The sequence below is a fragment of the Paenibacillus agaridevorans genome, assembly GCF_018604145.1.
In the GTDB taxonomy this organism is placed as follows: Bacteria; Bacillota; Bacilli; order Paenibacillales; family Paenibacillaceae; genus Pristimantibacillus; species Pristimantibacillus agaridevorans.
Genome location: NZ_CP075889.1, coordinates 2,634,845 through 2,647,612, shown reverse-complemented (window position 1 = coordinate 2,647,612; position 12,768 = coordinate 2,634,845). Strand labels below are relative to the sequence as shown.

Annotated in this window: 13 protein-coding genes; all 13 read left to right on the top strand. The window is 51.8% G+C overall.

The window, feature by feature from the left end; translation table 11 throughout:
- The first annotated feature begins 189 nt into the window (after positions 1 to 189).
- Positions 190 to 972: a tyrosine-protein phosphatase gene (locus KJW29_RS10985; protein WP_214629824.1), complete on the top strand. Its 783-nt coding sequence runs from the start codon at positions 190 to 192 to the stop codon at positions 970 to 972.
- Positions 973 to 1,723: 751 nt separating this feature from the next.
- Positions 1,724 to 2,014, top strand: a complete 291-nt coding sequence (locus KJW29_RS10980) for a hypothetical protein (RefSeq protein WP_214629823.1) — start codon at positions 1,724 to 1,726, stop codon at positions 2,012 to 2,014.
- Positions 2,015 to 2,175: 161 nt separating this feature from the next.
- The gene (locus KJW29_RS10975) at positions 2,176 to 2,931 is read left to right on the top strand and encodes a YveK family protein (protein WP_214629822.1); all 756 of its coding nucleotides are present in this window, start codon (positions 2,176 to 2,178) and stop codon (positions 2,929 to 2,931) included.
- A complete protein-coding gene (locus tag KJW29_RS10970) occupies positions 2,912 to 3,601 on the top strand; it encodes a CpsD/CapB family tyrosine-protein kinase (RefSeq protein ID WP_087569345.1) in 690 nt (229 codons plus the stop codon). Before KJW29_RS10975 ends, KJW29_RS10970 begins: the two co-directional genes overlap by 20 nt.
- 203 nt (positions 3,602 to 3,804) lie before the next feature.
- Complete coding sequence (gene galU / locus KJW29_RS10965) at positions 3,805 to 4,707, top strand: UTP--glucose-1-phosphate uridylyltransferase GalU (protein ID WP_087569344.1); 903 nt, start codon at positions 3,805 to 3,807, stop codon at positions 4,705 to 4,707.
- Between the two features lie 2 nt (positions 4,708 to 4,709).
- Positions 4,710 to 5,408, top strand: a complete 699-nt coding sequence (locus KJW29_RS10960) for a sugar transferase (RefSeq protein ID WP_214629821.1) — start codon at positions 4,710 to 4,712, stop codon at positions 5,406 to 5,408.
- A gap of 22 nt (positions 5,409 to 5,430) precedes the next feature.
- The gene (locus KJW29_RS10955; RefSeq protein ID WP_214629820.1) at positions 5,431 to 6,549 is read left to right on the top strand and encodes a glycosyltransferase; all 1,119 of its coding nucleotides are present in this window, start codon (positions 5,431 to 5,433) and stop codon (positions 6,547 to 6,549) included.
- Positions 6,542 to 7,903, top strand: coding sequence for an O-antigen ligase family protein (locus KJW29_RS10950; RefSeq protein ID WP_214629819.1), 1,362 nt, complete (start codon positions 6,542 to 6,544; stop codon positions 7,901 to 7,903). Before KJW29_RS10955 ends, KJW29_RS10950 begins: the two co-directional genes overlap by 8 nt.
- Positions 7,900 to 9,117, top strand: a complete 1,218-nt coding sequence (locus KJW29_RS10945) for a glycosyltransferase (RefSeq protein ID WP_214629818.1) — start codon at positions 7,900 to 7,902, stop codon at positions 9,115 to 9,117. The genes KJW29_RS10950 and KJW29_RS10945 overlap by 4 nt, the downstream gene beginning before the upstream one ends.
- Entirely contained in the window at positions 9,071 to 10,198 is a 1,128-nt protein-coding gene (locus KJW29_RS10940) for a glycosyltransferase (protein ID WP_214629817.1), read from the top strand. The genes KJW29_RS10945 and KJW29_RS10940 overlap by 47 nt, the downstream gene beginning before the upstream one ends.
- Positions 10,199 to 10,205: 7 nt before the next feature.
- A complete protein-coding gene (locus KJW29_RS10935) occupies positions 10,206 to 10,778 on the top strand; it encodes a DapH/DapD/GlmU-related protein (protein WP_214629816.1) in 573 nt (190 codons plus the stop codon).
- Positions 10,779 to 10,842: 64 nt separating this feature from the next.
- A complete protein-coding gene (locus tag KJW29_RS10930; RefSeq protein WP_246608688.1) occupies positions 10,843 to 11,862 on the top strand; it encodes a glycosyltransferase family 4 protein in 1,020 nt (339 codons plus the stop codon).
- A 3-nt stretch (positions 11,863 to 11,865) separates the two neighbouring features.
- Complete coding sequence (locus KJW29_RS10925) at positions 11,866 to 12,768, top strand: glycosyltransferase (protein ID WP_214629815.1); 903 nt, start codon at positions 11,866 to 11,868, stop codon at positions 12,766 to 12,768.

The following is a 12,768-nucleotide window of genomic DNA, read 5'->3' as shown; positions in this document are numbered from 1 at the left end:
CAGCTGCTTCCGACGGACTTCAGTTGTGACAATTTGTCCGTATAGCGGCCGCAACTTATTATCAATTAGAAGAATTCCCTGCAGTCGCCCCCAGTCGCCCCCTGACGAGCGGACCTGCAAGCAACCTTCCTGCCATGTTACAATATATCGGGTAACCGATTAAGACCAGGATGGGAGGCGCTCTCTAATATGATCGATATTCATACACATATACTACCGGGGATCGATGACGGCGCATCGGATTGGGAGGAAACATTGCGACTGGCGAAAGCGGCTGTAGAAGACGGCATTACGGCTGTTATCGCCACGCCTCATCATGCCAACGGCAAATATTTAAATGCCGCCCATGAAGTCAAGCAGCTTTTGGAGCGCGTGGACAAGCGGCTTAACGAAGAGGGCATTCCGCTGCGCGTACTGCACGGACAAGAAATTCGGATTCACGATGGCCTTCCGGAAGCGTGGGAACGCGGAGAACTACTTTCGTTGTCCGGATCCAGATATATGCTGATCGAGCTTCCATCTTCACATATTCCCAAGAGTATGGGCGAACTAATGCATGAGCTTGCGGTGCTTGGGCTGGTTCCGATCATCGCGCATCCGGAGCGCAATTCGGCAATCGCGCGTGATCCAAGGCTCCTGGAAGAGCTGGTGATGCGAGGAGCCTTCGCGCAAGTTACGTCTCATTCTTTGTTGGGAGGGTTCGGCAGAGGCGTGGAGAGGACGGCTTGGACGTTATGCAGAAGCGGTTTGATCCATATTGTATCTTCTGACGCCCATGATACGAATCGAAGGGGATTTAGGCTAAAAGAAGCTTATCAAGTTATAGGCAAACGGCTTGGCGAATCCTATGTCGACTATTATCAATCCAATGCCAGCCGAATAGTATCCGACTCGCCTCTGGAACTTTTGAGGGGGGAATCTCATGTGAAAAGCACTTCATTTAGCAGGTTTTTACGCAGATTAATTCCATAACCAGGCAGCAAGTCTCTGGTTAATTTATCCTATACTTCAATAGGCAGCCTCTAACACCGGGGTGCAAAATCAGGGTGAACAAAATGTCGCTTAAACAAAGGCGTGTCATTTTCGGACCATATATTGGTTTTTCAATGTTCCATTATCCAATTATACGGATCAAAAAAACCTTTTTTTATGGTTCAAATGGATCGAAAAAACGTTTTCAATCCGAACATTTAGCATCGGAATAGGCGGGATGTTCCTCTTTCAGACAATAGTCCCGTTTCTTTCTAGGATGGCGTATGCATAAACAGCAGGCCATCCTGGTCCGATTTTTCTGATAGAGTACCGGGCAACGCTTTATACAGCGAGAAAAGCTGCCGACCAGGAAAAAAAAGATATGGTTCCCAAGAGGGGGATTTATGCAGTCCGACACAAAACGCTTCGATTTGACATTCGGGGTTACTCCCGTCATGAAAACGGTATCATTTTTGTCTGAAATTATAAAATTTAGTCTTCATTGCTCATATAGACCGACTTGAAAATGAGCGGGAATGACTAATCCACACATGTCTTTAATCCCTCATGGATTTAGGAAATCTATGGCATACTTAGAAGCGAAGTGTAAGACAGGCGTACATAATGCAAAAATCGATTAGTCAATCCGTAAGTTTGGAACCTCCTCAACAGATCTGGAATCGTTGTTGATGGATGGCAATCTAATCTTGCCGGCAACTGCCCGGCAAGGAATGGACGGAGGATTATGAAGATGAGTGTTCCATACAAAAATGATAAACAAGCCAGATTTAAACAATTTCTGCAACGGCTATCGGAAGACAAGGACGTAGGCAGGGGAGCGGTCAAACCGACCCGCTCGCTGTCCGAGCTTCTGTTGTTCGCCGGATACAACCCCAATGGGGAAGCTATCGATATGGCGAGACTGGTGACATTACTGCTTCGTACGCAAGGGTTGGAAGGTTGCTCCGAACAAATGGTCGAGCATGTATTAAACGGCGGATCTATCGAAGGATTTTTTTTAACAAATGAATGCAAATCGTGAACCTCATGCTATCGTAAATGATTGAATGTGGTTCTTTTTTGAAGCAAAAGGTCGCGTTTTGAATAACTGATATCATTAAAAAATTCTAATTGAATAACAAAAATGAAAGTTTGTTACGAATCCTATAATAGACTCTCGTTATCGTCGAAGGAGGAGGCAGTTTGGAATTAAAACAATATGGTCTCATTTTGAAAAAAAGGTTAGTCATGATTCTGCTTTTGGTTACCGTAAGCTGCTTGGGTATCGGCTTGTATTCCGGTTATTTTCTTAAGCCTCAATACCAGGCATCCGCCAAGCTGATCGTCAATCAATACAAGGACAGCGGTTCTCTGCTGCCTAGCATCGACGTTGGCGCCATCAATAGCACAATCGGTCTAATCAAAACCTACAAAGAAATTATCAAGACGCCGCGCATGATGAAAAAGGTCGTTCAGCAGTATCCGGAGCTGGGCGTCACGCACAGCGAGCTGGTCGGGAGAGTAAGCGTGAGTTCGGTCAACGAGACGCAGGTCATGTCGATTACCGTCAAAGGAAGCTCGTACCAGGAAGCGGCGAATATGGCAAACGCGATCGCGATCGTATTTCAGCAGTCGGTCCCCGAACTTATGAAAGTCGATAACGTCTCGATCCTGGATCAAGCCAACCCGCTTGAGAATCGGGGGGCGGTATCGCCTAACATCAAGCTGAACGTGACCGTTGCCTTTCTTCTGGCGTTGATGCTGGGCGTAGGCATTGCATTCTTGCTGGAGTATTTGGACGATACCGTCAAGTCGGAGGAGGACATCGACTTGCTTCTGCAAGTTCCGGTGTTAAGCGCCATTCCTACATTCAGGGAAAAGGATTCGAAGGAGCGCGGAGATAAGCCGGAGACAGCTCTAAAAGCAGGGAGGGGAAACAATGCTACGCTTGACGCCTAAATGGAATTTGATTACCCATCTTAATCCGAAGTCGCCTATATCGGAGAGCTACCGGACTCTTCGAACGAACATCGACCATTCCACCATAAACCAGAAGCTGCAGATTATTATGGTCACCTCCTCCAAGCCGGGTGAGGGCAAAAGCACGACATGCGCGAATATGGCGGTCGCCTTTGCGCAAGCGAACAAGCGGGTGTTGCTCATCGACGCCGATCTGCGCAAGCCCACGCAGCATTACTTGTTCGGCACGTCCAATCGAAACGGCCTGACGACGGCGCTGTTCAATCAAAAGCCGCTTAAGGATATTGTCCAGCATACAGCCGTTGACAATTTGTTCATCGTGCATGCAGGCCCAACGCCGCCCAATCCATCCGAGCTGTTGTCTTCGCCTCAGATGGCGGAGTTACTGGACGAAGCGAGGAAAAGCTATGACGTCATCGTGCTGGATACGCCGCCGATCGTTACGGTGACGGACGCACAGGTCGTAGCCGTTATGAGCGACGGCGTCGTGCTTATCGTTCAATCCGGGCAAGTCAGCAAGGAGCATGTTCTAAAGGCGAAGTCTTTGCTCGACCATGTCAAAGCCAAGCTGCTAGGAGTCGTTTTAAATAATGTCAACAGCTCTCATGCAGATTCTTACTCCTACTATTACGGCGATTCCGAAGGATAACCCGCAAAGCGATAGTGCTTGCAAGACGAGGACGCAAGGTAGGAAGGTAATGTCTCCTGAACCTTTATCACTGGAGGCACTCGACCATGCTGTGGGAAATATGCCTTAGACGTTAATCGTCGCTGGTGTGGTGTGAGGTGGGGTTAAATGCCCTGATAGATTTTAACATGTATTGAAAATAATCGAGAACGGGGTGTGATTTCATGAAAAAAGTGACAAAAGCCATTATTCCCGCTGCCGGACTTGGTACGCGTTTCCTGCCTGCGACTAAGGCAATGCCGAAAGAGATGCTCCCGATCGTCGACAAGCCAACCATTCAATACATTGTCGAAGAGGCCATCGAGTCCGGAGTTGAAGACATAATTGTCGTAACCGGCAAGGGCAAGCGGGCAATCGAGGATCACTTCGATATCGCGTTCGAGCTGGAGCATACGCTTGAGATGAGAGGCAAGCTGGATATTTTGGAGAAGGTGCGGAAGTCGTCCAATGTCAACTTGCATTATATTCGCCAGAAGGAAGCCAAAGGTCTCGGACATGCCGTATGGTGCGCCCGAAACTTCATCGGCAACGAACCGTTCGCGGTCTTGCTCGGCGACGACATTGTGGAATCTCAAACGCCTTGCACGAGACAATTGATCGAGCAATACGAGCGTACGGGACGGTCCGTCATCGGCGTACAGATGGTTGGCGTCGATCAGACGCACCGCTATGGTATTGTCGATCCCGGCAATCGCGTTGACAACCTGTACGAGGTGAGCCGATTCGTCGAGAAGCCGCCTCAAGGACAAGCGCCGTCTAACCTGGCCATTATGGGCAGATACGTGTTGACTCCGGAAATATTCGACTTCCTGGGCGAACAGCGGATCGGCGCCGGAGGCGAAATCCAATTGACGGACGCGATCCAGGAGCTAAACATGTCGCAGGGCGTATACGCATTTGATTTTCAAGGCGTTCGGTATGACGTCGGGGAGCAGCTCGGATTTATATTGACCACCATCGACTTTGCGCTTAGAAATCGGGAGCTCCGCTATCCGCTCATGACAGAACTTGAAGGACTGATGGAAAGAGAACTGCGTAATCATCTCATTACTGGAAGGAGCGAATAACGATGAATCCGTCGCCATTAAGAGAAGAAGCGGTCTGGAGCAGAGCCTCCTCCCCTTATAGAGGGTTCGCTCCCGCACAGGAGAAAAGGAGCCTTACGGCTTACGGCGTCATGAAGCGGACCATGGATATCGGCGGTTCGCTGGCCGGGCTGCTTGCGCTCAGCCCATTGATTACGATGGTCGCCTTGTTGATCAAGCTGGAGGATCCGAAGGGACCCGTCTTTTTCCAGCAGACAAGAATCGGCAAGGACGGCAAGCCTTTCCGGATGTACAAGCTCCGGTCCATGTCGGTCAACGCGGAAGATAAGCTGAAGGAACTTTTGGATAAGAACGAAATTAGCGGGGCTATGTTCAAGATGAAGGACGACCCGCGAATTACGAAAGTCGGCAAGTTCATCCGCAAGACCAGCATTGACGAGCTGCCGCAATTGCTGAACGTGCTGAAAGGAAATATGTCGCTTGTCGGCCCAAGACCCCCTTTGGAGCGTGAAGTGACGGAATATTCCGACTATGATAAGCAGCGTTTGATGGTGACGCCCGGATGTACAGGGCTATGGCAAGTAAGCGGCAGGAACAGTCTCAGCTTTCATGAGATGGTGGAGCTGGACATCAAGTACATTCAAAAAAAATGCATTTGGCTGGACATCAAGATCATGCTGAGAACGGTGAAAGCGATCATTGCCCCTCAGGATGCTTTTTAGCAGCCGGAAGGAGGTCTGCAGCATGGCTAAAATTCTTCACGTTTCGGAATTTACGAAAGGCGGCATCGAGACGTATTTAAATGAAATTTTTCGATACCAGCTGGCTTTGCATGACGTCCATCTCCTTGCGTCGGAGCAAAATTCCAATCGGGATTCGCTAAACATCGGTGCAGGCCGATTGCACTTGTATCCCTATAAGAGAAAGCCGCTTTTTATGCTAAAGGCGATTCGAACGATGGCACGCGCGGTGAAGGAGCTCGAGCCGGATATCGTCCATATCCATGGTACCTTCGCCGGGCTGTTCCTTAGATCCGCGTTGCTGCTCAAGAGACGGCGGCCCGCCATCATCTACTGCGCCCATGGCTGGTCGTTCCTGATGGACACGTCCCCTTGGAAGAAGAGGCTGTACGCGGGAATCGAGAAGCTGCTGGCGGTTCGCACGGATGTCATTATTCATATTTCCCGGCACGAACACGACATGGCAGTGCGTTACGGACTTCCCAAAGAGAAGTCGGTCATCGTGTACAACGGCGTCTCCGATGTCCAAGTATCGACGAGTCCGCCGTTCGAGCCGGATCCGGATCGGATCAATCTGCTGTTTATCGGACGCTTCGACCCGCAGAAGGGTTTTGATCTTCTGCTGGAGACGTTTACGGAAGGACGATTTCGCAATGTCACGCTTTATCTCGCGGGAGGGACCGTGCTCCACGACCGGCATTTCGACATTCCGGCGGATGCCGTCAAGCTCGGTTGGATCGATAATGCCGAGATTGCCAGCTACATAGAGGTTTGCGACGCCGTTATCGTTCCTTCCAGGTGGGAAGGCTTCGGCATCGTCGCGATTGAAGCGCTTCGCGGCAAGAAACCCGTCATTGCAAGCAACCGCGGGGCGCTTCCGGAAATCGTTGCGCATGGCATCAATGGTTATATCTTTAATTTCGACGACAAGGAAGAGCTTGCATCCATTATTCGCGGCCTTGATAAAGCGAGGCTTAAGGAGATGGGGGAGGCCGGGGAGCGCATCTACAGAAGCCGATTTCATTCCGATGAGATGAACTACCAAATCCAGAGGCTGTACGAAGCTCTCGTCAAGGGAGACGGAAGGCGGCGGGACTCGCCCGTCGTGAGGGAATATGTCTAGTCTGGACAGCCGCAGGGATGGACTCAGGCATGCTTTTCTGGCGGGCTATCTCTTCGTGCTGCTGCTGTTGACCGTCTATCAGGACTTTCCGCTTGTCAAAATCATCGGAGAAATCGGAAGGACTCCGATCGTGCTGCTGTTTCCCGTATTCCTGTTGTGCGAGATCGCGATGCTGGCAAAGCATAAGCGGATAACGAACTGGACGAGGTTTCATACGTATATGTTCGGTTTCATTCTGTATTTGGCACTGGTGAGCTTGGTCTATATTTTGGTTCAGTATATGGGTGGAGCGTATAGCTTCGGTTCGGAAAATTTGCTGGGCAAAGGCGTCAAGGTGCTCATCTACTTTCTGCTCATCCTGCTGTATGTTCGCCATATCCAGCTTGTCGTCGCCAAGATCGGCAAGCTCGGGACCGTATGCGGATGCTTTCTAGCCGCCGTCACGTCGCTTCTGCTCATTATGTCGGTGGAGCTGGCGAGCATGCCGAACGCGTTGACGTTTCTGCATTCCGGCGACGCACCGTATTGGCGCGTCCGGCTGCTTACTTCGGAGAGCAGCACGACCGGCACAATCGTTGTGGTGTATGTCGCGATATTGGCTTACCTGAGCCGATTTTGGAACAAGCTTGCCCGAACATTGACGATCGTTTATGCAGCTAGCTTCTTTCTGTTTTATTTGTTCGTGACGGGCTCGAAGGGATTTATGATCATTGTTTTGCTCACTGCTGCCGTTACCATGGTGAAATTTCTTGATTTTCGCAAAAAAAGGAATTTCGTGCTTCTCGTTGCGGCCTTGCTGATCATGTATCTGTTTATTGCGAATTTCTCGGTAGGCATTATCCAGTCCTTCCAAAACGATATCGAGAATTATACCTCGTCCTATACGCGCATGGGGACGATCGTAATCGCTTTGCTTACGGTGCTTAATCATCCTTTTGGCGTTGGCACGGGGGCATATCCCGTCTACTTCAACCATTATCTGGAGCAATCCGTCAATCTGATGTCAAGCGTGTATTACAAATGGTTCGGCGTCAGTCAGATCAATGTAAGCGAGCTGATTCAATATTCGGCCAGCACCAAAAACCTTGGCGTTAAATCGGGTTTTTTCCAGTGGTTTATGTTTGGCGGGCTGCTTTCGGTCGCGTTTTTTTATTTGGTGGGACGCCATATGCTCTTGAAGGTAAAAACAAGCTCGATCCTGTTCCTTGCGCTCGTATTCACTTTGCTCTCCCTGCTGCTCGTATCGCTGGAGATCAAATACGAAATCTGGCTGTTGTTCGCGTTTATCGGCTTGCTGCCAGGCAAGGATGACCAACGAAGTCCATTTTACAACAAACCGGAGGCGCTGAAATGAATATTCTCGTAGTATGCAGCGATTTCCCGTATCCGGCCGACCATGGCGGAAGAGTAGATACGTGGGGACGAATTCAGGCGCTTGCGGGGCTGGGCTGGGGGATCGACCTGCTCGTCTGCGGCAAACACGTGCCTGCTGCGTCGGACTTCCGTGCTGCGCGGGCATGGGTAAACGATATCAAGCTCTGCGACCGAAAAAGCTCACCGCTCGACATTTTGATGCCGGAGCCGCTGCAAGTCCGTTCCAGAGACGCGCTACGGACCGTTCCGATAGACGGCGATTACGACTACGTGCTGCTGGAAGGGGATTACGTTTACCCCGTTCTTGATAATCCGGGCATACGGGCGGAGCAGGCGATTCTGCGGGTTCATAACGACGAGTCCGCTTACTTTAAGTCGCTGGCTAGAAGTACGGGCCAAATTCTGCACAAGCTGTATTATGCGATGGAAAGCTTGAAGTTCGCCGGATTGCAGAGAAAGCTGCAAAAGCGGGTGACCAAATATTTGTTTATCTCCAGCAAGGAGTACGACAGCTTCGTCACACGACATCCGCAAGCCGAGAGCCTGTTCCTGCCCCCGCCGCTTACGAGGGAGTCCTTCGCCAGGAGCCGTTTTGACACCAAACATGTTGTATTTATCGGCTCGTTGTTTATGCCTAACAACAGGGAGGCCATTCGCTGGTATCTCGATCAAGTTCATCCCAAACTGCTGGATATACCGGGATATCGGTTCGTCATCGCGGGCAACAGCAGGGGAATGGGAGTGGAGTGGTTAAATAGCCAACGTCTGGAAGGGGTGTATGTACACGATACACCTGCGAATTTGGACGAGATATACGCGAAAGGTTATCTATTTGTCAATCCGATGCGCAATGGCGCGGGCGTTAAACTGAAGACGATCGAAGCGATCCAGAACGGATTGCCGGTTGTCTCGACTACAGTGGGCAGCGAAGGCACGGGTCTAAGGAACGGCTTGCATATTCGGGTGGAGGATGAACCGGCCGCATTCTGCCGTGCCGTGAGAGAACTTTTGTCGGAGCCGGCCGCGGCAGACTCGCTGCTTCAAGCGTCTCAGCAATTTATCCGAGAACGTTATAACCATAAGGAAACACTCAAAACGTATTTTCGATATCTTGAACGCACATACAGTCCGGAAAGGGGGATCTCTGATGTCAAGTCCGCTCATCAACATTCTGTTCGTGACGCACGCGGATAAGAAGGGAGGGGCCGAGCAAAGCTTGGTCCATCTGATCAACTACATCGATACTTCCCTGTACCGCATCTATTTGATCAGTCCCGGCAATGCGTCATATCTGGGAGAGATCACTGCAAGTTTCACCCACATCCCGCTCAGTCTGGGCAGCATCAAAAAGAGGCTCGGCTTCGGATACGCGGAGACCGTGCTCCGCATCCGGTCGCTCGTCAAGAAGCTTGGGATTGATATCGTCCATGCCAATGGCTGGAGGGCGCCTTGGTACATTGGTCCGCTAAAGTTTATGTCGCCATGCAAGCGGGTATGGCATCACCGCGATCATACGCATCTTCGGATGTTCAATCGCGTGCTGCCGCGCTTCTTCGATCAAGTGATCTGTATCTCGAAATTCGTGGCAGGCTCCATTGAAGGGAGCAACAAAAAAGTCATCTACAACGGCGTGGACCCCAGACTGGCGATCGGCCGCAGAAGAAGGGGCTTTATGGACGACGGGCAATTGGTTATCGGGACCTTTGGGCGAATCGTGGAGTGGAAACGGTACGATCTGGTTATCGATGCGGTCGCCAAATTGCCTGCAAGCGGCCGACACAACTGGAAGCTGCTCATTGTCGGGGATGCTTCCATCGACGGCTCGGACCGTTACTATGACATGTTGATCCGCAAGGTGATCGAATACGGTCTAGAGCGCCATGTCGAATTTTGCGGACATACAAGCAAGCCGCTGGACAAGATGCAAGAGTGCGATCTGACTGTTAATTTCTCTCTAAACGAACCGTTCGGCCGCGTCATTATCGAATCCATGCTGGTCGGCACTCCGCCTATTGTGGCGGATTCGGGGGGAGCGCCGGAGATCATCGAACAGACAAAAGGGGGGCTCGTCGTTCGCGACGGCGATTCCGCGGCGTTGTTCGAAGCGATTCGGGGCTTCTACGACGGAGAGGTTAACTACGAGGAGTTGGCCGTCAGAGGATACGACGGCGTGATGGACGCATTTCATATGAGCGCTATTGCGCGGAAGGTGGAGCATGTTTATCAAGGCATGCTCGAACCTGCCGCGCTACGGCTGCCGGGAACGGCGGGGTGACGGAGATATGAGCGTATCCCGTGCGGCATTTAGTTTCGAGAAGGCGATAGCCGTGCTGAAAGGTGCGGCGGTGCTGCCGTTCAAGGCAAGTTCTGCGGGCAGATTATCCCGTATTGCGGGCAAGCTTCTTCTCAAGAACAAGGGCGAGCTCATTATTGGCCGCAACGTCTCCTTCCACGCCAAGCCGTTCCCTTCGTCCGTCACGGTTGGCAAGGGTGCTCGTTTGACGATTGGCGACAACGTGTTTTTTAATTACGGGCTTGATATTGGCTGCACCTCGTCCATCACGATCGGCCGCCATTCGATAATCGGACCTATGGTCAATATGATCGATTCGAACTTTCATCCTGTCGATGCGCAGGACCGTTCGGCCGCGAAACCGATCGTGATCGGAGACAATGTATGGATCGGCAGAGGCGCCATCATTTTGCCTGGTGTCCATATCGGAAGCGGTTCGGTCATAGCGGCTGGCAGTGTCGTAACGAGAGACATCCCATCCGCCGTACTGTCCGGGGGGGCGCCCGCCAAAACGTTGAAGGAGATCGAGGTGCCGCAGGATTGGATTCGCAGATACAACTGACAGGGAAGGAATGAATGATGTGCGAATGGCCGACGCCGGGGAGAGAAGGCCGAAGAGAGTATGGATGTGGCCGAGAACAAGCGGACTAAACGTATACAATAATTTGTTGACGGAGGCGCTCATGGACGCCGGTCTAGACGTCAGGGATCTGAGCCATGGCAAGTTGATGCTCAAGATCGGCAAGGCGAGAAGAGGGGATGTCGTACATGTCCACTGGTTCCACCATGCCTATTGGCACAGGAATCCAGTCGTTTCCGCGCTAAAGTCGACCATCCTGATCCTTACCTTGACTTATATGCGCTTGCGGGGGATCAATCTCGTCTGGACGATCCATAATTTGTATCCCCATGACTCCGGACGCGGCGGGGCCGAGCGCTTGATGAGAAGGATGATCTGCCGGTTCAGTACGGGCCTGATTGTAGCCTCGGAGTCGATTAAGCGTAAGGTCAAGGAGGAATTCGGCGTTCCGGAGCGCAAGCTCCATGTGGTAAAGCACGGCCATTATCTGGATGTCTACAAACCTCAAGGACTGCGGGTTCGAGAGCTGTACGGCATCGGCGAAGACGACGACGTCTTCCTGTTTATGGGCGCCATTAAGCCTTATAAAGGCGTTGATGATTTGGTCGAAGCGTTCCGCATGGTCAGGACGGAACGAACGCATCTCATTATTGCCGGCAAAGCGGATGCGGAGCTGGAGCTTTATTTGCAGGGGCTTAGGCGGGAAGAAGGCGTTATTCTGATGCCCGGGTTCATCCCGAACGAAGAGGTCGCGGATTTGCTTAACGCCGCGGACGCCCTGGTTCTGCCATATAAAGAAATAACGACATCGGGTTCCGCGATTCTCGGTCTGTCCTTTAAAAAGCTTGTCGTCATGCCGGATAACGAGTTTATCGATGATTATTTCCAGGAGCATATGGCTATTCGATACGATCCGAGCTTCGCAGGCGGTTTGGCAAGCGCTCTGGAAGAAGCAAGGATGCTGAAGAGGCAGCAAAATTCTCCTGATTACGAAGAAGCGCTTCGGGAGCTGGATTGGGATGTCATCGCACGCAAGACGGAGCTCGTGTACGCGGGGAGGGGATGAACGATGAAGGCAACGGTCGCGATCTGTACGCATAACAGATCCAAAGATACCAGGGAAGCGGTGGAGAGTGTCATGTCCGGCAGGGCAGATCTTGACGATTATGAAGTGATCGTCGTGGACAATCGGTCGACCGACGATACGGCTGCTGTCATGAAAGCTCTGCAAGAACGATACGGCGAGAGGCTGAGGTATGTATTCGAAGGAGAGCTTGGACTATCGGTCGCGCGCAATCGGGCCATTCGGGAGGCAAAGGGAACATACATCCTCTTTCTGGATGACGACGCGTTGGCCATGCCGGGATGGGTGGAGGCGATTGTGGACGTATTCGAGAGCGATGCCGCCATCGGCTGCGTCGGGGGGCGGATTGACCCCGTCTGGGAAAGCTCCGAACCCGATTGGATACCGGAGGAGCATCGTTCGGTATTCACCATTCTGGATTATGCTCCAACGGTCACGGAGATGGAGGCTCCTTCGATTCCCTATGGCGCGAATGTCGCGTTCCGGCGGGAGCTGTTTCTCGACATCGGCCATTTCCGGGAAGATCTCGGCAGAAGGGGCGGCAAGCTGTTATCCAGCGAGGAGAGCGAGCTTATTGGACGGCTGAGGCGGAGCCACAAAGTTTATTATACGCCGCATGGCGGCGTCCGGCATAAAATCGCGAAGGAACGCGCCACCAGGAAGTGGTTCCTTAAGCGCATGTTCTGGCAAGGCGTAAGCGATGCCGTCAGGCGAGAGGACAGGAGCGCATTCGCCGTTGCGAAACACATCGTCAGACTGCTGCAGGCCGTCGTTTCCATGCTGCCGGCCGTCTTCCGCCCCAAAGCGTTTATCAGGCAGCTGGTCCATATTTGTTACCGCAACGGATCGTTGATCGGCATCCTTCGCTACGGCGGCGGCAGGAGCTGA

Coding starts and splice junctions, on each gene's coding strand:
- KJW29_RS10985 (WP_214629824.1), top strand. CDS start 190: ATGATCGATATTCATACACATATACTACCGGGGATCGATGACGGCGCA.
- KJW29_RS10980 (WP_214629823.1), top strand. CDS start 1,724: ATGAGTGTTCCATACAAAAATGATAAACAAGCCAGATTTAAACAATTT.
- KJW29_RS10970 (WP_087569345.1), top strand. CDS start 2,912: ATGCTACGCTTGACGCCTAAATGGAATTTGATTACCCATCTTAATCCG.
- galU (WP_087569344.1), top strand. CDS start 3,805: ATGAAAAAAGTGACAAAAGCCATTATTCCCGCTGCCGGACTTGGTACG.
- KJW29_RS10960 (WP_214629821.1), top strand. CDS start 4,710: ATGAATCCGTCGCCATTAAGAGAAGAAGCGGTCTGGAGCAGAGCCTCC.
- KJW29_RS10955 (WP_214629820.1), top strand. CDS start 5,431: ATGGCTAAAATTCTTCACGTTTCGGAATTTACGAAAGGCGGCATCGAG.
- KJW29_RS10950 (WP_214629819.1), top strand. CDS start 6,542: ATGTCTAGTCTGGACAGCCGCAGGGATGGACTCAGGCATGCTTTTCTG.
- KJW29_RS10945 (WP_214629818.1), top strand. CDS start 7,900: ATGAATATTCTCGTAGTATGCAGCGATTTCCCGTATCCGGCCGACCAT.
- KJW29_RS10940 (WP_214629817.1), top strand. CDS start 9,071: ATGTCAAGTCCGCTCATCAACATTCTGTTCGTGACGCACGCGGATAAG.
- KJW29_RS10935 (WP_214629816.1), top strand. CDS start 10,206: ATGAGCGTATCCCGTGCGGCATTTAGTTTCGAGAAGGCGATAGCCGTG.
- KJW29_RS10930 (WP_246608688.1), top strand. CDS start 10,843: ATGTGGCCGAGAACAAGCGGACTAAACGTATACAATAATTTGTTGACG.
- KJW29_RS10925 (WP_214629815.1), top strand. CDS start 11,866: ATGAAGGCAACGGTCGCGATCTGTACGCATAACAGATCCAAAGATACC.